23 protein-coding genes and 1 pseudogene are annotated in these 24,933 nt (G+C 28.4%); 12 read left to right on the top strand and 12 right to left on the bottom strand.

Annotation, left to right across the window (positions count from 1 at the left end; translation table 11 throughout):
- Positions 1-159 precede the first annotated feature (159 nt).
- The 3 genes from MPF19_RS09510 (at position 160) to MPF19_RS09500 (ending at position 2,833) form a co-directional block, all read left to right on the top strand.
- Complete coding sequence (locus MPF19_RS09510) at positions 160-402, top strand: acyl carrier protein (RefSeq protein ID WP_249987998.1); 243 nt, start codon at positions 160-162, stop codon at positions 400-402.
- A gap of 379 nt (positions 403-781) precedes the next feature.
- Positions 782-1,873, top strand: a complete 1,092-nt coding sequence (locus MPF19_RS09505; RefSeq protein ID WP_249987996.1) for an MBOAT family O-acyltransferase — start codon at positions 782-784, stop codon at positions 1,871-1,873.
- A 12-nt stretch (positions 1,874-1,885) separates the two neighbouring features.
- On the top strand, positions 1,886-2,833 hold the full coding sequence (locus MPF19_RS09500; RefSeq protein WP_249987994.1) for an SGNH/GDSL hydrolase family protein: 948 nt from the start codon (positions 1,886-1,888) through the stop codon (positions 2,831-2,833).
- Positions 2,834-3,163: 330 nt separating this feature from the next.
- On the opposite strand, the gene MPF19_RS09495 is transcribed toward MPF19_RS09500, so the two are convergent.
- From MPF19_RS09495 to MPF19_RS09485, 3 genes are read right to left on the bottom strand one after another with little or no spacing between them, the layout of a single operon-like run.
- Entirely contained in the window at positions 3,164-3,859 is a 696-nt protein-coding gene (locus MPF19_RS09495) for a glycosyltransferase (protein WP_302850209.1), read from the bottom strand.
- A 30-nt stretch (positions 3,860-3,889) separates the two neighbouring features.
- The gene (locus tag MPF19_RS09490; protein WP_249987992.1) at positions 3,890-4,990 is read right to left on the bottom strand and encodes a glycosyltransferase; all 1,101 of its coding nucleotides are present in this window, start codon (positions 4,988-4,990) and stop codon (positions 3,890-3,892) included.
- A gap of 17 nt (positions 4,991-5,007) precedes the next feature.
- Positions 5,008-5,694, bottom strand: coding sequence for a cell division ATP-binding protein FtsE (locus MPF19_RS09485; protein WP_203391987.1), 687 nt, complete (start codon positions 5,692-5,694; stop codon positions 5,008-5,010).
- 162 nt (positions 5,695-5,856) lie between these two features.
- On the opposite strand from MPF19_RS09485, the gene MPF19_RS09480 reads away from it, so the two are divergent.
- The 5 genes from MPF19_RS09480 (at position 5,857) to MPF19_RS09460 (ending at position 12,861) form a co-directional block, all read left to right on the top strand.
- Positions 5,857-8,916 carry a tetratricopeptide repeat protein gene (locus MPF19_RS09480; protein WP_249987991.1) on the top strand — a complete coding sequence of 1,020 codons (3,060 nt, stop codon included), beginning with the start codon at positions 5,857-5,859 and terminating at the stop codon, positions 8,914-8,916.
- Positions 8,916-10,679 (top strand): TonB-dependent receptor, encoded by a 1,764-nt coding sequence (locus MPF19_RS09475; protein ID WP_249987989.1) that lies wholly within the window; start codon positions 8,916-8,918, stop codon positions 10,677-10,679. The genes MPF19_RS09480 and MPF19_RS09475 overlap by 1 nt, the downstream gene beginning before the upstream one ends.
- A gap of 109 nt (positions 10,680-10,788) precedes the next feature.
- Entirely contained in the window at positions 10,789-11,436 is a 648-nt protein-coding gene (locus MPF19_RS09470; protein ID WP_203391984.1) for a tetratricopeptide repeat protein, read from the top strand.
- Positions 11,426-12,238, top strand: coding sequence for a hypothetical protein (locus MPF19_RS09465; RefSeq protein WP_249987987.1), 813 nt, complete (start codon positions 11,426-11,428; stop codon positions 12,236-12,238). Before MPF19_RS09470 ends, MPF19_RS09465 begins: the two co-directional genes overlap by 11 nt.
- Before the next feature lie 260 nt (positions 12,239-12,498).
- Complete coding sequence (locus tag MPF19_RS09460; RefSeq protein WP_249987985.1) at positions 12,499-12,861, top strand: DoxX family protein; 363 nt, start codon at positions 12,499-12,501, stop codon at positions 12,859-12,861.
- Between the two features lie 218 nt (positions 12,862-13,079).
- Here the strand turns inward: MPF19_RS09460 and MPF19_RS09455 are convergent, their stop codons facing one another.
- Together MPF19_RS09455 and MPF19_RS09450 are read right to left on the bottom strand one after the other, a co-directional pair.
- The gene (locus MPF19_RS09455; RefSeq protein ID WP_249987983.1) at positions 13,080-15,293 is read right to left on the bottom strand and encodes an FUSC family protein; all 2,214 of its coding nucleotides are present in this window, start codon (positions 15,291-15,293) and stop codon (positions 13,080-13,082) included.
- A 245-nt stretch (positions 15,294-15,538) separates the two neighbouring features.
- The gene (locus tag MPF19_RS09450) at positions 15,539-15,775 is read right to left on the bottom strand and encodes a CDGSH iron-sulfur domain-containing protein (RefSeq protein WP_203391980.1); all 237 of its coding nucleotides are present in this window, start codon (positions 15,773-15,775) and stop codon (positions 15,539-15,541) included.
- Positions 15,776-15,889: 114 nt separating this feature from the next.
- On the opposite strand from MPF19_RS09450, the pseudogene MPF19_RS19500 reads away from it, so the two are divergent.
- A pseudogene (locus MPF19_RS19500) lies at positions 15,890-16,303 on the top strand (FKBP-type peptidyl-prolyl cis-trans isomerase); the annotation flags it as partial.
- Complete coding sequence (locus MPF19_RS19495; RefSeq protein ID WP_249988132.1) at positions 16,298-16,735, top strand: FKBP-type peptidyl-prolyl cis-trans isomerase; 438 nt, start codon at positions 16,298-16,300, stop codon at positions 16,733-16,735. The pseudogene MPF19_RS19500 and the gene MPF19_RS19495, both read left to right, overlap by 6 nt.
- Before the next feature lie 81 nt (positions 16,736-16,816).
- On the opposite strand, the gene trpA is transcribed toward MPF19_RS19495, so the two are convergent.
- The 7 genes from trpA to MPF19_RS09405 all read right to left on the bottom strand — a co-directional run bounded on the left by trpA (position 16,817) and on the right by MPF19_RS09405 (position 23,788).
- Complete coding sequence (gene trpA / locus MPF19_RS09435; RefSeq protein WP_249987981.1) at positions 16,817-17,584, bottom strand: tryptophan synthase subunit alpha; 768 nt, start codon at positions 17,582-17,584, stop codon at positions 16,817-16,819.
- Between the two features lie 57 nt (positions 17,585-17,641).
- Entirely contained in the window at positions 17,642-18,826 is a 1,185-nt protein-coding gene (gene trpB / locus MPF19_RS09430; protein WP_249987979.1) for a tryptophan synthase subunit beta, read from the bottom strand.
- Between the two features lie 80 nt (positions 18,827-18,906).
- Positions 18,907-19,602: a phosphoribosylanthranilate isomerase gene (locus tag MPF19_RS09425; RefSeq protein ID WP_249987977.1), complete on the bottom strand. Its 696-nt coding sequence runs from the start codon at positions 19,600-19,602 to the stop codon at positions 18,907-18,909.
- Between the two features lie 117 nt (positions 19,603-19,719).
- Complete coding sequence (gene trpC, locus MPF19_RS09420) at positions 19,720-20,508, bottom strand: indole-3-glycerol phosphate synthase TrpC (protein ID WP_249987975.1); 789 nt, start codon at positions 20,506-20,508, stop codon at positions 19,720-19,722.
- A gap of 138 nt (positions 20,509-20,646) precedes the next feature.
- Positions 20,647-21,636 (bottom strand): anthranilate phosphoribosyltransferase, encoded by a 990-nt coding sequence (trpD, locus tag MPF19_RS09415; RefSeq protein WP_249987974.1) that lies wholly within the window; start codon positions 21,634-21,636, stop codon positions 20,647-20,649.
- A 110-nt stretch (positions 21,637-21,746) separates the two neighbouring features.
- Entirely contained in the window at positions 21,747-22,325 is a 579-nt protein-coding gene (locus MPF19_RS09410; protein WP_249987972.1) for an anthranilate synthase component II, read from the bottom strand.
- Between the two features lie 71 nt (positions 22,326-22,396).
- Positions 22,397-23,788, bottom strand: coding sequence for an anthranilate synthase component I family protein (locus MPF19_RS09405; RefSeq protein ID WP_249987970.1), 1,392 nt, complete (start codon positions 23,786-23,788; stop codon positions 22,397-22,399).
- A 526-nt stretch (positions 23,789-24,314) separates the two neighbouring features.
- On the opposite strand from MPF19_RS09405, the gene MPF19_RS09400 reads away from it, so the two are divergent.
- Both MPF19_RS09400 and MPF19_RS09395 read left to right on the top strand, forming a co-directional pair.
- A complete protein-coding gene (locus tag MPF19_RS09400) occupies positions 24,315-24,557 on the top strand; it encodes a hypothetical protein (protein ID WP_203391970.1) in 243 nt (80 codons plus the stop codon).
- On the top strand, positions 24,548-24,865 hold the full coding sequence (locus MPF19_RS09395) for a type II toxin-antitoxin system RelE/ParE family toxin (RefSeq protein ID WP_249987968.1): 318 nt from the start codon (positions 24,548-24,550) through the stop codon (positions 24,863-24,865). Before MPF19_RS09400 ends, MPF19_RS09395 begins: the two co-directional genes overlap by 10 nt.
- Positions 24,866-24,933: the final 68 nt, after the last annotated feature.

The raw sequence follows: 24,933 nt of genomic DNA, 5'->3' as shown, positions 1-24,933 counted from the left end.
CAGATGGAAACTTCTTAAAAGACACGAAGCTGTTCTCTGTATAAGGAATAAGCATTACAAAGAGTTAAATGAGGATTCAACAATACACTTAATTTTAAACAAAATAAAATCTAGAATCCCTCTACATTGTTGCTATTACTAATTAAAGAAAAATAAATAATGAATAAGAATAAAATAACACAAGAAGTTGAAGCTATCTTCAAAAAAGTTTTTGAAGATGACAAATTAGAAATTAATATGACAATGACGGCAAATGATGTTGATAATTGGGATTCTTTAAGCCACATGTTACTAATTGTTGAAGTGGAGAATACTTTTAATATTAAGTTTAAATTAAGAGACTTAAACAAAATGAAGAATGTTGGAGATATGATAGATCTTCTAGTACTAAAAACAGAATAATTAGGGTATGATATTTAATTCTCTCACTTTTATAATATTTTTTGTTGCTGTATTTTTTATATATTATTTTGTTTTTAAAGAGAGCACCAAATACCAAAATTGGTTACTACTTCTAGCAAGTTATTTCTTTTATGGATATGTAAATTGGAAAATTATTCCAATCCTCTTAATTGCAACCATACTTATTTATTTTTTGGGTATTGCAATATATACCTCAGAAGAAAATGAAAAGAAGTCTTCAAGATTAGCAACTTTAGGGATAGTATTATGTGTTGGACTTTTATTTTATTTCAAGTATTTCAATTTTTTTATTGATTCATTTTCGTCTGTTTTAAGCGTTATCGGTTTAAAATCAAACATTGGAACTTTCAACATTATTATGCCTCTCGGTATAAGCTTCTTCACTTTTAAGCTTATTAGTTATATTATTGAGGTACATAGAGGACAAATTGAACCAACCAAAGATTTTGTAATCTTTGCAACTTATGTAGCCTTTTTTCCTACAATTTTGTCTGGCCCAATAGACAGACCTAATAATTTTATTCCTCAACTTGTAGGTAAACGAACGTTTAATTACAACCTTGTTGTAGATGGTTGTCGTCAAATACTTTGGGGTCTGTTTCAAAAAGTAGTCATAGCAGATAACTTGGCCGTATATATTAATGGAGTTTGGGGCGATATCCCTAACCAATCAGGAAGTATGTTATTGTTTATGGCAATTCTATATAGTTATCAAATATACACAGACTTTTCTGGGTACTCACATATGGCTATTGGAGTTGGTAAAATTCTAGGTTTCCAAATTACTAAAAACTTTAATTATCCATATTTTTCAAGAAATATTGCAGAGTTTTGGAGAAATTGGCATATCTCTTTAACATCATGGTTAACAGATTATGTTTTTATGCCATTAAATTTTAAGTTTCGTTCTTTTGGTAATTGGGGTATAATTCTAGCTATAATTATTAATTTTATGTTAGTTGGTTTGTGGCATGGAGCTAATTGGATATTTGTTATTTATGGCCTTTACCATGGTTTACTTTTTATCCCTTTAATTCTTACAGGTACTATTTTTAAAAAGAAAAAATTAATAGTGAATAAATATGGGATACCATCATTAAAAGATTTTTTTAAAATTAATGTAACTTTTTTACTTTGGACTTTAAGTTTGATAATTTTTAGAGCAGACAACATCAATCAATCTTGGAGCTATTTTTCCAAAATTTTTTCAAGTTCCCTTTTTACGATACCAAAGTTTAATCATCACGACCTAGGTGTAATTATTACAATCATTTTTTTTATAATTATATTTATGTTGATTGAATGGTTTGGTAGAGAAAAAGAATATGCTATATCTCAATTAGAAAAAACCAGCAATAAATATAGTCGTTGGGCTATCTATATTATCATCATAATATCAATAATGATATTTGCGGGAGGAAAACAAGATTTTATTTATTTTCAATTTTAAACAAAAAATTAAATGAAAAAATTTATCGGGAAAACGGTTTTATTTTGCTTAATAATAATCTCCATTTTATATTTATTAGACTATACGGCTACAAAAGGATTAAGAAAGAGTCATTTTCATACATTTAATAATTTAACCAAAATATACAATAGTGAGTTAAATTCTGATTTAATAATTAATGGAAGTTCTATTGCCTTATTTCAAATATCACCTTTCTTAATAGATTCTATTTTAAATGTAAATTCTTACAACTTTGGAATAGCAGGAGCAGGTTTTATTGATCAAAAATTGCAATATGACCTTTATTTAAAATATAACAAGAAACCAAAAACAGTGATTCAATTAGTAGGTGATTTTGATATGTTTAAAAATGAAAAAATATCCGGAAATATGGCATTCACGCCCTATTTAGATATGGATATGGTTAAAAAAGTAGCTAAAAAATATAAAGGAATTTCATTTTTAGATTATAATATTCCATTTTTCAAATATACTGGAAGTCCTTTTAATATTATGGATGGCTTTTTTAGTTTTTTTGGTTTGGAATTAAGAAAACCAACTGGATATAAAGGCTATTTTGAACAAGATATAAAATGGACTGATTCTTTTGATAAATTTACAAGTACCCATAAGAATGGGACAGTAATAAAAATGGATGCTGAAACTATGAAAATATTTGAAAATTATATTGCTGAATGTAAAAAGAATAAAATAAATATTTTACTTATCTACCCTCCTACCTATTATAAATACAACAAGTATATCAAAAATCAAGATGATATTATTTCATACTACACCAGCATTTCTAAAAAATATGATGTACCATTTATTGATTATTCAACTAATTTCCTTGTATATTCTACCGACTATTTCTATAATTCGCAACATTTAAATAAAAAAGGAGCTGAGATATTTACAAAAATACTAGGTGAAGACATTAAGAAGATCTTGCCAAAATAATTAATATAAATCTCTTAATTTTTATTTATAGATTTTGTAGAATATCAATTATACAAATTTGCCTTTTACTTTTCTTTTTTACTATAATTTAAAATCTATTAAAAAATTAAAAGTATATTTTTGTTTTTTATTACAAGCTAAACATTGAAAAAAATAATAGTTACTGTTACAAATGATTTATCAACAGATAAACGTGTTGATAAAGTTTGCTGTACGTTACAAAAAAATGGATTCGAAATTGTTTTAATAAGATGCTTAAGTTAAAAAAACACTGTTCTTAAAGTATTGGTAGTACACAAAATTTGACTTTTTTAAATAAACAAATATCCTCTAACCAGCAATTTTTCTAATTAAAAATTTAAGTAAAGCAATAATTGAAAATATTGGTTTTAAAAAAATAATAGAATTATTTGTTTTTAAGAGTATTTCTTCTTTATATAATGACCAATTATAGTTTTTAGAAACACCATAAGGTTCACATAAAGCAATAACAGTAGATACGGTTTTAACTTTACTTTTGTTAGCAAATAAGCTTAAATTAAAATCATAATCAGACAAAATTTTATAATTTGTGTTATATAAATTTTCGTTAAAAATAGTTTTATTATAAAATATAGATTGATGATGAACCGTATTTTTCACCCACATTATAGAAGACCATTTCGATTTAAAATTTTTACTAATTGTTTTAAAACAGTAACTAATTTCACCAATTATTAAATCAAATTTAAGGTCCAATTCTTTTGATAAATTTTCTATAACCCAATTAGAAGCTAATAAATCTCCACTTCCTAAAAAATACAACCATTTTCCTTTAGATCTAAGAACACCTTTGTTCATAGCATTATAAATCCCTTTATCTTTCTCAGAAATATAGTTAAAAGGTGGTCTTAATGTTTTTAAATATTCTTGAGTTTTAGTTTTAGAGCCACCATCAATAATCCAAACTTCAAAATTATTTAAAGATTGATTTTGAATACTTTTTACCGTTTTTTTTAATCCTTTAAGATTATTTAAAACTGGTATTATTATGGATATTTTCGGTTTGATATCTATTTATTTAAAGTAATTATCTAATTTTTTAGATTCTATCTCCCAACAAAGTATTTCTTTTGTTTCTTGTTGATGTTTTTTTATAGAGCTTAATAAAGCGGCATCGTTTAATACTTCATTAATTTTGCTAGCTATTTTTTCTGGAGAATAATCTTCTACTGTAACACCAACTTTATATTCATTTATAATTCTTGATATTTCTGGCATATTACCCGCAATAATAGGAATTTCTGCATGAATAAAATCGAATAATTTATTTGGTAAAGAATACGTAAAACTTAAACCTAAAGGCTCTTCTAAAACCATACCCAAAGTTGCTAACTTCGTATAATTAATAAGCTTACCTCTATCTATTCTACCTAAAAAATGAACTCTCTCATCCATTTTTTCTTTAGCAACAAACATTCTTAATTCTTGTTCTACTTTGCCATAACCAATAATAACTAAATCTAAGTTATCTATATATTTTAAAGCCTTAATCATTGGTTTAATTCCCCTACCAGGATTTAAAACTCCTTGGTACAGAATAGTCCTTTTATCTGTTGGAAACTTTACTTCTTTTAAATTAGAGTAAGCATTCATTAAAGGAACATTTTTAATAACACCCATTTTATTCTGATATTTTTTATCATAAAAATCGGCTATAGATTGACTAACGGTATAAGATTTTTTTATTCTCGGTAAAAAAAAATCTTCTAATTTTCTCCAAAAATTCTGCACAAATGCTCTACCTTGTAATTCTGGTCCTTCAGAAAAAAGCTCGTGACTATCATAAACTAAATCAATATTTTTTAACTTGCTAGTAAAAAAACAAGCAGGTAAAGTATCTAAATCATTAGATACTATATAATTAAATTTTCTAAATAAGATATAAAAAAAAAGTCTTATATTATACTCTGCATAAAATAAAAAATTATTATTAAAAAAATGTTTTTTTCTAATAATTGTATACGCTCTTTTTACAGTAATTGTATTTGGTAAAACTCTACCATACACAACAACATCGAAACCTAATTTAATAAGATAACTGCATATTTTATGCACCCTATAATCTGTTGAAATATCATTAGTTACAGCTACAAAAACTTTATTTTTTTTTTTCAATATTATAAGATTATAATCTAAACAGTGGCTTTTTGAGCTACTTCAAACAACTCTCCACCTTCACACTTTAACGTTTTTTGCTTAAACTTTACAATTAATTGGTAATCATGCGTTGCCATTAAAATGGTTTTACCACTTTTATGAATGTCATTTAAAAGTTCCATTACCTCTAAAGAAGTTTTTGGGTCTAAATTACCTGTAGGCTCATCTGCTAAAATTAATTCCGGATCATTTAACAACGCTCTAGCAATGGCTATTCTTTGTTGTTCTCCTCCAGAAAGTTCATACGTTTTCTTAAAAGAATGTGCTTTCATGCCTACTTTATCTAATACGGCATCAATTTTCTCCTTAATTTTAGTTTTATCTTTCCAACCAGTCGCTTTTAATACAAACTCTAAATTACCAAAAACATTACGATCACTTAACAATTTAAAGTCCTGAAAAACAATTCCTATTTTTCGTCTTAAAAAAGGGATGTCTTTTTCTTTAATCGATTTTAAATCGAAATCCACAATACTTCCAGCACCTTTTTGCAGCTTTAAATCGCCATATAGCGTTTTCATTAAGCTACTTTTCCCACTTCCTGTTTTACCAATTAAATAATAAAATTCTCCTTTTTGTATCGAAAGATTAACTTTAGACAACACCAAATTTTCTCTTTGATATATATCTGCGTTTTCTAAAAATAAGACTGGTTTTTCCATAAAAAAACTTGTTTCTACAAACTTAAAAGTTTTGAACGATTTTATACTATGAATTACAAACAATTCTTACTTTTGATTCAAAATATTTTCATAATATTTCTTCCTCCATCAAACAAAATTAAAATATGTTCGTTATTCATTTTAAGTATCAAAAATAATTATATGAAGTTTATTTTTATAAAAAAACGTTTTATTACTTGTTTCTTTTTTTTAGTTGCTTTTGCAGGTTTTAGCCAACAAACAATTGTAGACACAAATATTTTTACAAAATATAATAATGCCATAAAGTTATTTAATGACAAAGCGTATGCTGCCGCGCAAGCTAGTTTTATTTCTATAAACAAAACCGCAACCGTAAGTTCTAATTTAAAAGCAGATGCCGCCTATTATGATGCCATGTGTGCTGTACGATTAAAACAACCAGAAGCAGATAAAAAAGTACTAACTTTTATTGAAGAAAATCCTAATAGCAGTAAAAAAAACAAGGCCTTTTTTACAGTTGCTAGTTATTATTTTGCCAATAAAAAAGCTGCTTATGCTCTTAAATGGTACAAAAAAGTGAATGCAGATCAACTTTCTAAAGAAGATAGAAAAGAACTAAATTTTAAAATGGGATACGCTTATGTAGTAACCAAAAATTTAACTTTAGCTAAAGAAAAATTTCTTCCATTAATTAATGATGCTAAGTATGGTAATGATTCTAGATATTATTATGGATACATTGCTTACAAATTAGAAGATTATGAAATTGCAGAATCTACGTTTAAAGAAATTGCAGATAATGAAACCTATCGCGTAGAGATTTCTTACTATTTATTAGACATTAGTTTTCAGGCCGGTAAGTTTGAACGTTGTATTACCGTTGGTAAAAAACTAATGAATACATTTAAGAAAAAAGATAGATCAGAAATTTCTAAAATAATTGGTGAGAGCTATTTTAATTTAAAACAATATAGTGAAGCAATTCCTTATTTAAAAGGGTATACAGGTAAAAAAGGAAAATGGAATAATACAGATTATTATCAATTAGGATTTGCGTATTACAAACAAAACGATTTTGAAAATGCCATTAGTAATTTTAATAAAATTATTGATGAGAATAACTTTGTTGCTCAAAACGCCTATTACCATTTAGGAGAGTGTTACCTTAATTTAGATAAAAAAACGGAAGCTCTAAATGCTTTTAAAACAGCTTCTGAAATGGATTTTGATACAAATATTAAACAAGATGCCGCTTTAAATTATGCAAAATTAAGTTATGAAGCAGGTAATCCTTTTAAGAGCGTTGCAGAAGTTTTGCAAGATTACTTAAAAGCTTATCCAAAATCTAAAGCATACGAAGAAATTAATGACTTAGTTATTTCTTCATTCTTACATCAACAAGATTATAATGGGGCTTTAGCATTTTTAAGTCAAAAAAAATCTATAAAAAATAATTCTTTAATTTCAGAAGTTTCTCTATATAGAGGTATTCAATTATTTAATGATCAAAAATTAAAAGAAGCGTTACCTTTCTTTGTAGAAGGCAAAAAAGCAACAGACGTATCTATTAATGAAAAATCTAAATATTGGGAAGCCGAAACTCTTTATCGTTTAGATAATACAAAAGAAGCACTCACTAAATTTACGGCGTTAAAAAAGGAATTAAAAATAGAAGGTGGCGAATTTAAACTACTAGACTACAACATTGGTTATAGCTATTTTACACTAAAAGACTATGAAAATGCTACTGTATCTTTCGAAAATTTTATAAAAAAAGAATCTATAGAAAAAGAGATTAAAGACGATGCTTTTATCCGTTTAGGAGATAGTTATTTTGCTCTTAGAAATTATAAAAAAGCAATTACAACCTACGCTAACGTAGTTAAAACTTATGGTGCAGATGCAGATTACGCCCAATATCAAATAGGAATGAGTTATGGTTTTATTGAAGATAACCAAGCTAAAATAAAAGCGCTTACCAATGTTGTAAATGAATACCAAATTTCTAATTTAAAAGATGACGCCTTATTTCAGCTCGCAAACACATATACTATAATAAAAGATAATAAAAAAGCACATTTAGCCTATGAAAGGTTAATTGAGAAACACCCAAACAGTGTTTTTTTACCAAAAGCTTTAGTCCGTCAAGGATTATTGTATTATAGTGAAAATGAGAATGAAAAAGCTTTAGAAAAATTCAAAAAAACTACCAGTCAATTTCCTAATTCTCCAGATGCCTTTGAAGCTGTTGCAAATGCCAGAAATATTTATATTGATAATGGCAATTTAAATGATTATGTTAGTTGGGTTTCTGGTTTAAAATTTATAAACATTACAAATTCCGATTTAGACAACACCACTTTTGCAGTAGCAGAAAAAAAATATTTTGAAGCAAAAGATGGTAATGAAATTATTAGAGCGATTTCTAAATACACAATTTCTTTTCCTGAAGGAATACACAAACTAAAAGCAAATTATTACTTGGCAGATATTTTATTTAAAGAAAAACAATTTGACAAAGCAATTCCTTATTATCAAAATGTATTAGAAGAAGGACAAAATGAATATAGTGAAGATTCACTGGCTAAATTAGCTCAAATATTTCTTGAAAAAAATGAGTTTGAAAATGCAATCCAAATATTAGACAGATTAGAACTAGAAGCTTATACAACAGAAAATGTTTTATTTGCCCAAAGTAATTTAATGAAAGGGTATTATGAAACAAAAGCCTATGAACAAGCAATAACATACGCTAAAAAAATTCTTGCTAAAGATAAATTAAACGACCAGCTAGAAAATGATGCAAAAATAATTATTGCTCGTGCTTCTTTTATAAACAAAGATTTTTACACTGCTGAAGAATATTATACAGAATTAGAGAGTAAGGCTTCTGGCGAATTAAAAGCAGAAGCATTGTATTATAATGCATACTTTAAAAATCAACAAAAAGAATATGCAGACTCTAATAAAACTGTTCAAAATTTAATAGCAAACTATTCTTCTTATAAATATTGGGCCGTAAAAAGCTATATTATAATGGGGAAAAATTATTATGGATTAAAAGATGTTTATCAAGCTACTTTTGTTTTAGAAAACATTATTAAAAACTTTACTCAATTTAAAGACATTGTTGAAGAAGCCAAACAAGAATTAAAAATAATTAAAGAAAACGAAGCCAAAACTAATAATTCCGTAACTCCTATAAAAGAGGATAACACTACTAAAAACAATAAAAAATAATGAAAAAAGGTTTCACATTATTTCTACTCTATTTTTCTTTTTTAAGTTTAAACGCTCAAAAAAAAGAACAAGCTATAGACACCGTAAAAACAGAAGTTGTAAATATTGTTACAAAATACAACCCTAAAATTGCAGATGCTAAAAAGATTAATAAAAACCCAACAATAAAATTGCTTAAAAACAATGAAAAGAAAAAACTAGCATACACTATTTTTTCTGCTCCTGTTGCCTCTACTTTTATTCCTAAAAGTGGTGTTGTAAAAGGAATTAATGTTGGTATAAAAGAAAGAGTTTACCAAAATTATTTAGCAGCCGGATATGGTAATTACAACACACCATATTTAGAAACCAATTTACATTATAGTACTCGCTTTGAAAACGAGTTTGGTTTTAATGCAAAATATTTAACATCTCTAGACAATGTTAAAAACTCAGTGCTTAACAGTAATTTTTCAAACTTAGATATTGGCGCTTTCTACAAGCAGCAAGACCGTTATTTCGATTGGAAAGTAACCTTAAATTCTGAAAGAAATCTTTATAATTGGTACGGTTTACCAGATCTTAATTTTACAGATTTAACGACTAATTCTATTAATGAAGAACTAATAAACAATTATTTTGAATTAATTGGATCGTTCAATTTTAAAGACTCTTATCTTCATTCTGCAAAAATTAAAACAGCCTATTTTACAGATAGTTATAAAAGTAATGAAATATTAGCTAAATTTAATGCGAGATTAGATTTGCCTTTAGATTTTTTACTTTCTAGTTTAAATGATATTTCTATTGCTACTAGCATCGAATTTTTAAAAGGGGAGTTTAAAAACGATTACAGCAATTCTAATTCTTTAAAATACGGAACATCTACCATCAACATAAATCCTCAATATAAAATAGAATATGAAGGTTTTTCTATAAAACCAGGCTTAAAATTAATTGCTTCTTTTGATTCAGAAAACAGCTCAAATAACTTTTTTATATTACCCGATGTATTTGTTGAAGGACCAATAATAGAAGAATATTTAAATATCTATGGTGGTTTTTCTGGAGATTTACATACCAATACATACAAGAATTTCACTGAAGAAAACCCTTACGTTTCGCCTACTCTTTTTATAACTCAAACTTTAGAAAAATCGAATATCTATTTGGGTTTAAAAGGAAGAATTATCAACGATTTAAGTTTTAATATTAAAGCAAGTTTTAAATCTGAAGAAGACAAACCTTTATTCTTAAGAAATACTTCTAAATCTAACGGAAGTAATAACACTTATAATGGCAGTAATTTAAAAGGATATGAGTACGGAAATTCTTTTGATGTGTTGTATGATGATGTAAAAACAAATACTTTATTTACAGAATTAGAATATGATTATTCTAAAAACTTATCATTTGGGCTTCAGGGAATCTACAACAACTATACTTTAAAAAATGCTTCAGAAGCTTGGAATTTGCCTTCTGTAGAAGGAAGTATTTCTGCTAATTACAAAACAACTAAATGGTTTGCTTCTGCCAACATTTTCTATGTAAGCGAAAGAAAAGATGCCCTCTATAACAACCAATACCCTTCTAGTTTAGGTGGTATAGAGACTGTAGATTCTTTTGCAGATGTAAACTTAAATGGAGGATATCATTTTAACGACAAGTTTTCTGCATTTCTAAAATTAAACAATATATTAAACACAGAATACCAACGTTTTGCAAACTTTGACACTCAGGGATTTCAAATATTAGGAGGAATGACTTATAAGTTTGATTTTTAAAATCAATTATAAAAACCAAGCATTTTATTAAATTTATTTTATGTTTTACTACTTAATAATTGGACTTCAAATTTATTGCGTATACCATGCCTATAAGAATAGGAACAATATGTATTGGTATTTTATAATATTCTTTATTCCTTTAATTGGTTGTATTATTTACCTTTTAACACAGGTAATTAATAAAAGTGATGTAACTAATATAACAGAAGAAATTACTACCATAATTAATCCTACAAAAAAGATAAAAGACTTAGAAACAGCTCTAAAATTTTCTAACACATTTCAAAATAAGATTAATTTAGCAGATGCTTATGCACAAAACAAAGAGTATAAAAAAGCTATTGACACTTATGAAAAAGCGCTAGAAAGTAATTTTAAAGATGATCCGTACACGTTAAATAAACTAATTACTTGTTATTTTAACACTCAAAATTTTGATAAAGTAATTGAATATGCACAAAAAATAGACCTCCAAAAAGACTTTAAAGAAACCATCTTTTTTTATGGTTTAGCTTTAGAACAAAAAGGAGCATTAGAAAAGGCGGAAATTCAATTAAGAAAAATTGACATCAGATATTCTCATTATAATGAAAGACTTGAACTTTCTAAATTCTTAATTAGACATCACAAAAAAGATGCAGCCAAAGAAGTTTTAACTGAAGTTATTGCAGAAATAACTGCGATGACAAACGTAAATGCAAGAAAACATAGAAGCATACTTTCTGAAGCAAGTAAAATTCTGAATGAGAATTAACTATTTATTTAAAGGAATTCTACATTTATTAATTTTCTTATTTTTAACTGTAACAACTCAAATTGGTGGCATATTATATGTTATTACATTTTTATTAATTTCTAATAAAGTGTTAAAATATAGATTAAAAAGGACATTCTTTTTCATCACTTTATATTTAATAACATCCTTTTTAATTGTTCCAAAAATGGCTCCATTATTTGGACGCGTTAAAATTGAAAACAATAAAAATTTAGAGGCACATAACTTTATAACCAAACTCTTTAATAGAAATTATGTTACGCCTAAATTACAAGAAGTGTTAACAGCTGTTTCTTTAAAAATAAAGAAAGAATCGCCTTCTTTAAAAGTTATATATTTAGATGCAAACTTTCCTTTTTTTAATGGTTTTCCTTTACTTCCTCATTTAAGTCATAATGATGGTAAAAAGATTGATATTTCTTTTATTTATCAAACCGAAAAAGGTGTAAAAACAAATAACAAACCTTCTAATAGTGGCTACGGAATCTTTGTAGCACCTCAAAACAATGAAATCAATCAAACCAATATTTGCAAGAAAAAAGGTTTTTTGCAATATGATTTTACCAAGTACTTTACGTTTGGAAGCTTCAATTCAAATTTAAAAATCTCAGAAAAAGCAACCAAAAATCTTATTCTACTAATCTTAAAAGAAGATGCGGTTAGTAAAATTTTTATAGAACCTCATCTTAAAAACAGGTTAAATCTCAATCATTCTAAAATTAGGTTTCATGGTTGCGGAGCTGTTAGACATGATGATCATATTCATTTTCAAATTAAATAAATAGTCATTTCATTTTTGTAGCTTTATAAAATCAAATAACCTATCAAATATAAAAAACCAACTATTCTAATCTATATCTTCAATGTTACTAATTTCTTGTAATAGAAAATTAAAAAGACAATTGATAACGCTCAATTTTAATCAGATTAAAAAATAGATTATGAACATTACTTAACAAAATAAACAAGTTTCGTTACAAATTAGTAGCACTCAATGTAAGTATCATTTATTTAACAACTAACTATTAAAATCAAAATTGAATGGAAATTTTTATACTAATTCTTAAAATATTTTTTAGTGTTTTATTCTGCTTCGCAGGAATTATGCATGTTATAAAACCGAATGCTTTCAAACATTTTATTCCAGATTTTTTACCGAAACGATTGGTAAATTATATTGCAGGAATTATTGAATTTGCATTAGGATTAGGGTTATTTTTTCCATCTACTGTTAAAAATGCTGCTATGGGAATTTTTGTTTTAATGATTCTATTCCTACCCATTCATATTTGGGATCTTACTAAAGAAAGACCTGCAATTGGTTCTAAAAAAATAGCTCTTATTAGAATTCTTTTACAATTTTTGTTGATGTATTTATCATACTTCATTTACCTAAATTCTTGAAATTAAAATGCATATTTATGTGATGTTTTCTATTAAAAATCAATCCGATAGAGATTATTATATCTAAAATGGCCCTGAAAATGGTTTTAAGATAGAAATACATTAAACAGGGAAGAAACCCTAAAAGTGATGACCATTTGCGCTGCTTATGCTAATTTTGAAGAAGAGAAAAAGTGTATTAAATCACTTTCAAATTTTAAAACAAGGTTGATAAAAAACTAAATTTTCTTGATATTTTTTATCAAACTTTCAGAAAGACTTAACAGCCACCTAACTTGTTCAGATACTAATTGTGTTTCATGTAGTTGAGATCTCATTTCTTTTGTGATAGGCAATCCTTTTTCTATTTCTTTATCTCTTTGGTTTGCTAATATTTGAAAATAGTCCTCATAATTTTTTGCAGCAACAGCCAACTCTTCCCTTTTTAAACAAATAGAAGATTCAGAATTATTTAAGAGTTCTATTGCCTTTTCTAAATTTGATAAAATATGTTTTATATAAATTTCAAATTGTTTTGGCACTTTACCAGTTTCATTGGTTCTTATATACATCCCTAAAGAAGAAAGTGATGACAAATAGGTGTTAAAAATGGTCATTAACTCATAAAATAGTTCACTATTTTCTTGCTTAGATTTTGGTTCTTGCGCCAGTCTTTGATAAGCTGCATTTAGATCTCCTACTTGTAAAAAAGCTTCTTTCCTAGCCAAACTATATGCTGTAGGTACTTCACCTTTTTGGTGATATAAAACATCTATTTGCTTTAAAAATTCTGAAAAACTTTCTATTGATTTTGATAGAAATTCTTTTATATTTTTAGCTTCCCAAGCTGGCCAAAAAAAGTAATTTGCAACATACGCTAAAACAGATCCTATTAAAGTATCCATAACTCTAAACTTTATAACCGTTAATATATTCGGATTAATTAAAGCATATATAAAAATAACATACAACGTAATAAATGCTGCTCCATTTCTATAGTTTTGTTTTACTAAAGAAAAACCTATTATTAAAGATAATGCAGCAATTATAGCATATATTATTACATTTTGTGTTAAAAAAACAATTCCAACTCCTACCGCAGCACCAATTAATGTGCCTACTACTCTACTCTTGGTTCTTTCCTTAGTTAAACCATAACTAGGTCTCATAATAACCACTATAGTTAACAATATCCAATAAGGCTGCTGCATTTCTATAGCATAACCAATGATAAAACCAATTAACATGGTAAGTGTTAATCTTAATGAATGCCTAAATATGGGCGATTTAAAACTAAAATTGGCTTTTAACTTTTTAAAATCATAGTCTTGAGGCGTTAAAAACTGTTCTGCATCTTTTATAGGCCTAATCTTATCATTTTTAGAATAATTATCTATTACCCTAACAATATCCATTAAGTTTCCTATTTGCTTTTCTTGATACGCTTTATAGTTTAACAAAAAGATAACTCCTTCCCTAGCTTCTGGCAAACCAACATTTACTTTATAAATTTCTATATGATTCTCAATTTTTTTAAGTAAAATATTAAAATTATTTTCAAACGTAAGTTTCTCTTGTTTTAATATTACTTTAGAAATATGATTTAATCTATCAGAAACCTCAAAAATCAATAATTTAAACTCATCTACTTTCTCATGGTGCTCTTTAAATAATGTATCAAACTTCTCGTAATCGATTGTGTTTGATATAGCCAATTCATATATCTCAATAATTTTAGAAAAAATTAATTGTTGTCGTCTTGTTCTGTTACTAAAAACGGTCTTTGATCTTTTTACTAAAACAACTTCTCTTATCGTTTCGTGAAGCTCATTGATTTCTGTTTGCAATTTAAAATTCTCCTCTAAAAGGTTTGGTCTATTATCAATCTCCACCAATAATTTTCCTCTAATTTTTATAAATTTTGAAGTTTTTTCAAGTAACTCCACAAACAAATAATCTATTTGAACCTTTGGCAATGCTACATCACTTAAAATTACCAAAGACAAATACCAAACACCTCCTAAAGCAATAAACAAAGCATGTTCTAAAACCGAAATTTCTGCACTCTGATGTGCAAGCGCTAAAATCAATGAAATTAAACCCGCAAATGAAATTAAAGAGGCTCTAAAGCCAAATACAGAAATATAAGAAATTAAAAAAACAAGAATAACTAGCAAAGGGCCTAAAACGAGATAACTACTAAACGAACCTATTAATAGCGTTACTACAAAGGTTAAAATTATGGAAATTAATATCCCAAAAAATTTATGTTTTAAACTTCCTGGCACATCCGACGGAGCACAAAAGATGGCTCCTAAAGCAATGCTAAATCCTATATTAAAATTGTCAAAGAAATAAATTGATATAAATACAGGAACTGCCATTGCTAAAGCAACTAAAAATGCTTTAATAAAATAAACACTCTTAAAATATCTAATTAAATTTTTAACCATAAATAAAATTAAGTATCAAATTTAAGAAGTTTTTTTTAGGTGCGTCTATTAATTTAAGACATTTAAACTTAAAATACAAGGATTATATAACTCTCCCATTTTACGGTAAAATAAGAAGAAAAAACACGCCCAAAGTTAATTATTTCTTTCTTTAAAAGGAATAAGAAAATAAAGCACGTGTAGTTTCAAAATCCTTGCAGAAGAAATATACATTTAATTAATTACTATTTCTTAAGAATAACAATTTATGATCTATGAGAACCATCACAAAAAGGTGCATTTTTAGTTTCTTTACAAGCACATAAATTTCTGCTTTCTGTTTTATCAGCTTTAAAAACATTCGGACTCATGCCTGTGCCTTTATGTTTTCCATCACATAATGGTTGGTTTTCCGACAAACCACAACTACACCATGCATAATTTTTCCCTTCTTCTAATTCAACTGCAATAGATGCATTTCCTGCTCTTTTTGGTAATTTCATAATTATATTGTTTTAGATTCTTAATATAAATAAAATAATGAATAGTTTCTATTTTTAAATTATATAATGATTTGGATTTCTTTTATATTCGCCTAAAACTTAAAAAAACGTACCATGAAATCATATTTATATTTGTTTTTATCACTAATTCTTTTTACTTCTTGTAATAAAGAAGATAGTTTCAACCCAGAAACAGAAGCTGATATTTTAAAATATCTTGAAGACAACAATTTAACTGCAACAAAAACTGATACAGGACTTTACTATATTATTAATAATGAAGGTACAGGAGAGTATCCTTCAGAAAGCTCTATAGTAGATGTTGACTATAAAGGATATTATTTAGACGGAACAGTTTTTGACGAATATGAAGGTGCTGTGTTTAATTTAACAAAAGTAATTCCTGGTTTTATAGAAGGCCTTCAACTTTTTAGAGAAGGTGGAGATGGAACTTTAATACTTCCTTACCAATTAGCTTATGGCGAAAGTGGGTCTGGTTCAATTCCTGCAGGTGCTGTATTAATTTTTGACATAAAAATTAATGCTGCATACACAGATTATGACGAACAAAATGAAGCTGCTATTTTAAAATATATTGAAGACAATAATTTAACTGCAACAAAAACCAATTCTGGCTTGTATTATGTAATAAATAATGAAGGAACAGGTACAAGACCAACAGACTCTTCCAATGTAACAGTTGCTTATAAAGGAACTTTTTTAAACGGAACTCCTTTTGATGAAAGTACTGTATCTGGAGCAACATTTAATTTAAATCAAGTAATTGCAGGTTGGACAGAAGGAATTCCATATTTTAAAGAAGGTGGAGACGGTATTCTGTTAGTGCCTTATACTTTAGGATATGGAGAAAACGGATATACTGATGTTTATGGAAATGTTCTTATTCCAGGATATACTGTTTTAGCTTTTGATGTCAATTTAATTAGTGTTAATGACTAAACTAAATATTTAAGGACATAAAAAAAAGCGGAACTTAATAAGTTTCGCTTTTTTTTTAATGAAATTTATATGAGCTTTAATTTAAGAAATAATTGGTAGTATAAAATCATCAATTTTATCAATTCCGTTTGCTCCTAAATTCTTAATAAATGCAGAACCTATAATTGTTCCGTTAGCATATTCGCATGCAGTAGTAAAAGTTTGCTTGTCAGAAATACCAAAACCAATAATTAGTTTACTCTGCAAATTCATGCTTTTTATTCTTTCGAAATAAGCAACCTGATTGTTAGAAATATCTCCTTTTGCTCCCGTAATAGAAGCCGAGGCAACTACATAAATAAATGCTTTAGAATAAGAATCTATTTTTCTAATTCTTTCTTCGGATGTATGCGGAGTAATTAAAAACACATTTGTAATTCCGTATTTTTCAAATAAATCTTTATAATGATTTTCAAACTCAATCATTGGTAAATCTGGAAGAATAACGGTATCAATACCACAATCTACTACTTTCTTACAAAATTTATCTTCACCATATTTTAACATCTGGTTTAAATACCCCATTAATACCAAAGGTGTTTTATTACTGCCTTTAATCGTCATTAATTGATCAAAAATAAGATCTAAATTAATACCGTTTTGTAATGCTTTTTGGCTACTATCTTGTATCGTTGGTCCGTCTGCTAAAGGATCTGAATACGGCAAACCAACTTCTATAAAATCTACACCACTTTTTTCTAATGCCGAAATCACTTTTGTAGTATCGTTTAACTTCGGATATCCACAAGTAAAATAAATAGATAATAAATTTTTATCTTTTTTCTGAAATAATTCTTGAATTGAATTCATAATATTCTATTAATGAAGACCCTTCAGGTTTTAAAACCCTGAAGGGTCTAATTCTAATTAGTCTTCTAAATGGTTGATATACGTTTCTAAATCTTTATCTCCTCTACCCGATAAATTCACCACCACAACTTGGTCTTTTTTAAACTTAATTTTAGGTAAAACCGCCAAAGCATGTGCACTTTCTAAGGCAGGAATAATTCCTTCAATTCTAGTTAATTCATAAGCTGCTGCTAACGCTTCACTATCTGTCGCATCCATGAATTTTGCTCTTTTAGAATCAAAAAGATAGGCGTGTAAAGGTCCAACTCCAGGATAATCTAAACCTGCAGAAATAGAATAAGGCTCAATAATTTGACCGTATTCATCTTGCATTAAAATGGTTTTAGAACCATGAATAATTCCTACTTCACCTAATTGAGAGGTGGCAGCACTTTCTCCAGAATTTACTCCTAAACCAGAAGCTTCAACTGCAATTAACTCTACATCTTCATCATCCATATAATGATAAAAAGCACCGGCTGCATTACTACCCCCACCAACACAAGCTATAATTGTATCTGGATTTTCTTTACCGGTTTTCTCTTTTAATTGCCATTTCATTTCTTCTGAAATAACTGCTTGTAAACGCGCAACCATATCTGGATACGGATGCGGCCCAACTACAGAACCAATTAAATAAAACGTTTCTGGATGCTGAATCCAATAACGAATCGCTTCATTAGTAGCATCTTTTAAAGTTCTACTTCCGCTTAAAGCAGGTACCACTTTTGCGCCTAACATTTTCATACGTGCAACATTTGGCGCTTGACGCTCAATGTCTTTTTCTCCCATAAAGACAGTACATTCTAAGTTCATTAAAGCACAAACTGTAGCCGTTGCAACTCCGTGTTGTCCTGCGCCTGTTTCTGCTATAATTTTCGTTTTTCCTAATTTCTTAGCAACTAAAATCTGACCAATAGTATTGTTTATTTTATGTGCGCCTGTATGGTTTAAATCTTCTCGTTTTAAGTAAATAAAAGCACCATATTTTTCTGATAATCTTTTTGCCAAATACAACGGACTCGGGCGTCCAACGTAATCTTTTAATAAGGCTTTGTATTCTTCTTGAAACTCTTCCGATTCTAAAATTTGAAGATAATTATCTTCTAATTCCTTTACATTCGGGTATAACAATTCTGGGATAAATGCACCTCCAAATTGTCCGTAATAACCATTTTTGTCTGGGTGAAATTTTGATTTCATATCTTAAATTGTGTAATTGTTTATTTGTTTAATCGTGTAACTGTTGATGTGCTTTTTTACACAATTCAACTTTTACACAATTAAACAAAAATTTCTTTCTTAAATTTCTTTAACTCTTCTATTTTCTTAACTCCTGGTTTACTCTCAAATTTACTATTTACATCTAAAGCGTAAATTGGTAAATTAGATTTCAATATTTTTTGTACTTCTTCTACATCTTCTAAACCGATTCCTCCACTTAAAAAGAAAGGTTTTTCAAAAGGATATTTCTCTAAAACAGACCAATCAAATTTGGTTCCGTTTCCTCCTCTTTCTTTTCCTTTAGTATCAAACAAAAAGAAATCTACCACTTCTAAATATGGTTTTAAAACATCAAAATTAAATTCGTCTTTAATTCCAAATACTTTAATAATCTCAACTTCATTTTTAGAAATGTAGTGCTTGTTTTTTTGCTTTTTTATCGTCTTGTTTTCTTCAATAAACAAAGCTCTGTTTTCTGCTAATTGCTTTTTTAAATTGATAACATACTCAACAGATTCATCTCCGTGTAACTGAATAGCTTCTAATCTATATTCTTCAACTAAAGAAATAACAATCTCTACATATTCATTTACAAAAACACCTGTTTTCTTTATCGAATTAGAAAATTCAGGAATAATTCCTTCAAAATTTCTTTTTGATTTTTCATAGAAAATAAACCCCAAATAATCAGGTTGCAACGCTGCAACTTGTTGGATATTTTCTGTAAATTTCATTCCGCAAACCTTTAATTTCATATTGAAATGGTTTAATTGTTTATTCGTGTAATTGTGTAATTGTGTAAATGCTCTTACTCTTAATATCTTTCCTCTCTCCGATTACACAATTCAACAATTACACAGTTACTCTTTTTTTTAACGTATTTGATTGATAAAATCTAAACAAGCTTCTCCTGGATTGTCTGTTTTCATAAAATTCTCTCCAATTAAGAAACCTTGAAAACCAAATTCTTTCAATCCAGTAATAATCTTTGGGTCAGAAATTCCGCTTTCTGAAACCTTTAAACACGTATCCGGAATTTGACCTGCTAATTTAATTGAGTGCTCTAAATCCACTTCAAAAGTCTTTAGGTTTCTATTATTAATTCCGATAATCTTATTATCTAAATCGTTAATTTTATCTAAATCTTCTTGCGTATGTACTTCATACAAAACCTCTAAACCTAGGTCTGTTGCTAAGTTTCCGTAGTTTTTTAACTCAGTTTCTGTTAAGCAAGAAGCTATTAATAAAACTACATCGGCTCCAATCGCTTTTGCTTCTACAATCTGAAATCCATCAACAATAAAATCTTTTCTAAGAATTGGTTTTTGTTGATTGATAACTCTTGCCTCCATTAAATCTGCCATTGTTCCTCCAAAGAAAGAAGTGTCTGTTAAAATAGATTGTGCAGCAACATTCGCATCCAAATACCCATTAGTAACCTCTGCAATAGTTGCTTGGTCGTTAATGATTCCTTTTGATGGAGATTGACGTTTAAACTCTGCAATAATCCCTGTAGAACCAACTTCTAACAAAGATTTTTTTAATGAAAAAGTTGTTCTTCCAAAACTTGGACTTTTTACTAAATTTTGTACAGGAACTTCTGCTTTTATCTTAGCAATTTCCTTCTTTTTAAATGCGATTATTTTATCAAGTATTGTCATTTCTTATTTCTTATATTAGGTCGAGCACAGTCGAAACCTATTTTAATATATTTAGTCATTGTGAGGAGCGAAACAATCTGTTCTTTTAACTAAAAGATTCCTTCAGTCATACTTCCTTCGGAATGACATTTTCTATTTTTAAATACTAACTAATTTCTCTAGCGTTTGTTTCGCTTTCAATCCAAAAAGCGAATCTTTAGCTTCTTCAAAAGCATTTTCGAAAGACTTGGTATCATCTACAATAGTTAACGCAAAAGCGGCATTAGTTAGCACTACGTTATTCTGAGCTTCTGTTCCATTTCCTCCTATAATCGTTTTGAAAATTTCAGCAGCATCTGCAACTGAATTCCCTCCAAATATTTCTGATTGCTGAATTCTTTTCTGTCCTAAATCTTCTGGGTTTATAATTTGTTCACCTTTCTTTGTAAAGAACTTAAATCCGCTTGTTAACGAAATTTCATCATATCCATCTAAGGCATGAATAATTCCATAATTGATATCTTCTTCTTGTAAAATGTAATTGTACAAACGTGCAACTTCCAAATTAAAAGTTCCCAACATGTGGTTTTTAGGTGAACTTGGGTTTACCAAAGGCCCTAACATATTAAAGAACGTTTTCAATGCCAATGCTTTTCTTGTTCCACTTACAGCTTTCATTGCTGGATGAAACTTTGGAGCATGTAAAAAACAAATATTTGCCTTTTCTAAATGTTCTCTTAAAATGGTTTCATCATTCGTAAAATTGTATCCAAAACTCTCTAACATATCAGACGAACCTGATTGAGAAGACACCGAATAATTTCCGTGTTTTGCTACTTTTTGTCCGGTTCCGGCAACTATAAAAGAAGTTAAGGTTGATATGTTAAACGTATCTTTTCCATCGCCACCAGTACCAACAATATCTATGGTGTTATAATCTGATAAATCTACTTTTATTGCCAACTCCATTAACGCATCTCTAAAACCAGCAAGTTCATCTGCTGTTATCGGACGCATCATAAAAACAGTCATAAATGATGCTAAATGGGCATCATTGTATTTCTCTGCAGCAATATCTTTTAAGATTTGTTTTGCTTCAGATTTAGACAATCTTTCGTGATTATATAATTTGTTTAATATCTGTTTCATTTGTTTGTTGTTCCTGCAAGGTTTTCAGAACCTTGTTGGTGTTTATTACTGTTTGTCAATTATACCTACAAGGTTTTTGAAACCTTGCAGGATATTATGAGAACTGTCATTTACTTTTTCACACTATTTATAAAATTCGTAACCAACTGCTCACCAACATCTGTTAAAATAGATTCTGGATGAAACTGAACTGCAGAAATTGGAAAAATCTTATGCTCAATTGCTTGAATTAATCCATCTTCATCTCTTGCAGTAACTTGAATTTCTTCTGGAAAACCTTCGTCTGTTGCTGCCCAAGAATGGTAACGTGCTGCTAAAAATGTTTCTGGAACATCTTTAAATATTACTGCGTTTTTGTCTGTAACTTTCATTTCTGTGGCTACTCCGTGAAAAACATCTTCTAAATTGATGATGGTTCCTCCAAAAACTTCTGTAATGGCTTGTAAGCCCAAACACACTCCGAATATTGGTTTTATGCCTGCATAGGTTCTAATTACTTCTTTTAAGATGCCTGCTTCATCCGGAATTCCTGGTCCTGGCGATAACATAATCATATCGTAGTTTCCTACATCTGCAATACTGATTTCATCGTTTCTAAAAACTGCAGGAAATTCTCCTGTAATTTTTTCTACTAAATGAACCAAATTGTAGGTAAAAGAATCGTAATTATCTAAAATTAATATTTTCATTATATAAAGCTTTTGGCTTTTAGCTTTTGGCAATTAGCAAATAGCTAACCGCTAACAGCAAAAAGCTATTTTTAAATATTCTCTGCTAAAATCAACGCTTTTTTTAACGCTGCTAACTTATTATTTACTTCTTGTAATTCTTTTTCTTCGTCGGAATGAATTACAATTCCTGCTCCGGCTTGCGAATATAAAACGTTGTTCTTACTTACAAACGAACGAATGGCAATGGCCAAATTTACAGAGTTGTCTAGACCGATAATTCCGACTGCTCCACCGTAAAATCCGCGTGTTTGGTTTTCGTATTTATCGATTAACTGCATTGCCTTGTATTTTGGCGCTCCACTTAATGTTCCGGCAGGAAAAGTGTCTCCAACAATTTCAATTGGGTTTCCTTTAATTTCTCCTCTAACGGTAGAAACCAAATGAATTACGTGGCTAAAATATTGTACTTCTTTAAACACCTCAACGGTAACTTTATCGGCATGTTTGCTTAAATCGTTACGTGCTAAATCTACCAACATTACGTGTTCTGCAGTTTCCTTTTTATCTGCGGATAATTTTTTACCTAATTTGATATCTTCTGCCATATCACCTGTTCGTCTAAACGTACCTGCAATTGGATTGATCGTCGCTTTACCTGCGGATATTTTAATTTGCGCTTCTGGTGAAGAACCCATTAATTTGAAAGACCCGTAATCGAAATAAAACAAATATGGTGACGGATTGATAGAACGCAATGCTCTATATACATTAAACTCGTCTCCTTTAAATTTTTGTTGAAATTGGCGAGATAAAACCAATTGAAAAACGTCTCCTCTTTTACAATGAGATTTTGCTTTTCTTACATATTCTTTAAATTCTTCTCCTGTTGTATTTGATGTTTCTTCTCCTACAATTTCGAATTTTTGTGTATTGAATGCTTGTGCATCAATAATCGTTTCAACTTCATCTATGCGAGATTCTGTACCTTCTTCTATGTTTTCTATCAGCGTCATTTCATCATTAAAATGATTGATAACAATAATAAAACGATAAAAACTGTATTGCATTTCTGGGATTACAGAAGGTGCTTTTGGGTTTGTGAATTTTATATTCTCGAAATACTGAACAGAATCAAAGGTTGTATACCCATATAATCCGTTATAGGGTTTTAACTCGGCAGGACAATCTAAATCTATCGCATCCTTAAATTTATAATATAAATCATAAAAGTTTTTATTGATAGGTTGTGTATCTATTTGCGTTCCTTTATGTGAAACTGTAAACTGATAATCATCTACTTTCATAGTAACAATAGGTTCTACAGCAATAAAAGAAAAGCTTTCTTCTTTACTGTGATAATCTGAACCTTCTAACAATAAGGTATTGGCAAATTTATCTCTAAAACGTAAATACAGCCCTACGGGAGTAACTGTATCAGCCATTTTTGTTTTATGAATTGTCTTAAATTGTAATTTTTTCATTTTACTTTTTGTCTGGTCGAGCGCAGTCGAGACTTTTACTTATCCTCTTAACTGCACTCAAGCGGACATTTCTTTATTTTTTTCTTTAAATGACTAAAAAATCATCATAAAAAAAAGGCTTATCGTGAGATAAGCCTTTTTTAATATATTTTATACATATAGGTTTCTTCTCACTTAATTATTAAGAGAGTTCCACCAACCTGTATTTATTGTATTATTTTTCATTGTGAAACAAAAGTAAGATAGATTTTTAAAATAGGCAATGTTTAGATTGATTTTATTTGGAAATTGTTTTGAAAGTAAACTTGCAAGGTTTTTGAAACCTTGTAAGATAACTCTGTTACTTCCTCATAATCCTAACATTCATCTCCTCAACTTTCTTATCACTCAAAATAGAAGGCGCATTAAATAATAAATCTTCAAACGAATCTATTTTTTATTGAGTAAGACAGCTGTAAAATCTGTGAAATCAATAAAAATACGAACTAAATTGAAAATTTTGTATCTTTGATAAAAGTCCAATAAAATGAATTTAGAAGCTCGAAAAATAGAATTTGTACAAGAATTTCTTAAACTACAAAGTGAGGAAGTTATTTCTCTTTTTGAAAAAATACTAAAAAAAGAGAATCTAAAAGCTGGACAAGAGGATTTTAAACCTATGTCCATTGAGGAATTTAATTCACGAATCGACCAATCTATGAACGACTCAGAAAACGGAAGATTAATAAGTTCTAGTGAATTGAAAGCCCAAATTGAAGAATGGAATTAAACATATTTTGGACTGAATTTGCTAAAAATGAACTTGAAATAATTTATAAATATTATCGAGAAAAAGCTGGAATCGTAATTTCTAAAAAACTTGTAAAAGGAATATATAACGAAACTCTTACTTTAAAAAATCAACCAGAAATAGGGCAAATTGAGGAATTACTAAAAAACCGAAAAGAAGAATTTAGATATTTAATTTACAAAAACTACAAGTTAATTTATTGGATAAATAGTAAAGAAAATCAGATTGAAATTAGTGATGTTTTTGATACTCGACAAAGTCCACCTAAAATTAAAAGAACAAAATAATTATAGCTAATTTTTGGCAAAGAATAAAACTAAAAAAGAATCGGTTTCAATAATGTTTTTTTTCATTT

It is taken from the genome of Polaribacter sp. Z014 (genome assembly GCF_023555435.1).
Taxonomy (GTDB): Bacteria; Bacteroidota; Bacteroidia; order Flavobacteriales; family Flavobacteriaceae; genus Polaribacter.
The sequence above is the reverse complement of the archived record's forward strand: the minus strand, read 5'-3'. Positions and strand labels throughout refer to the sequence as shown.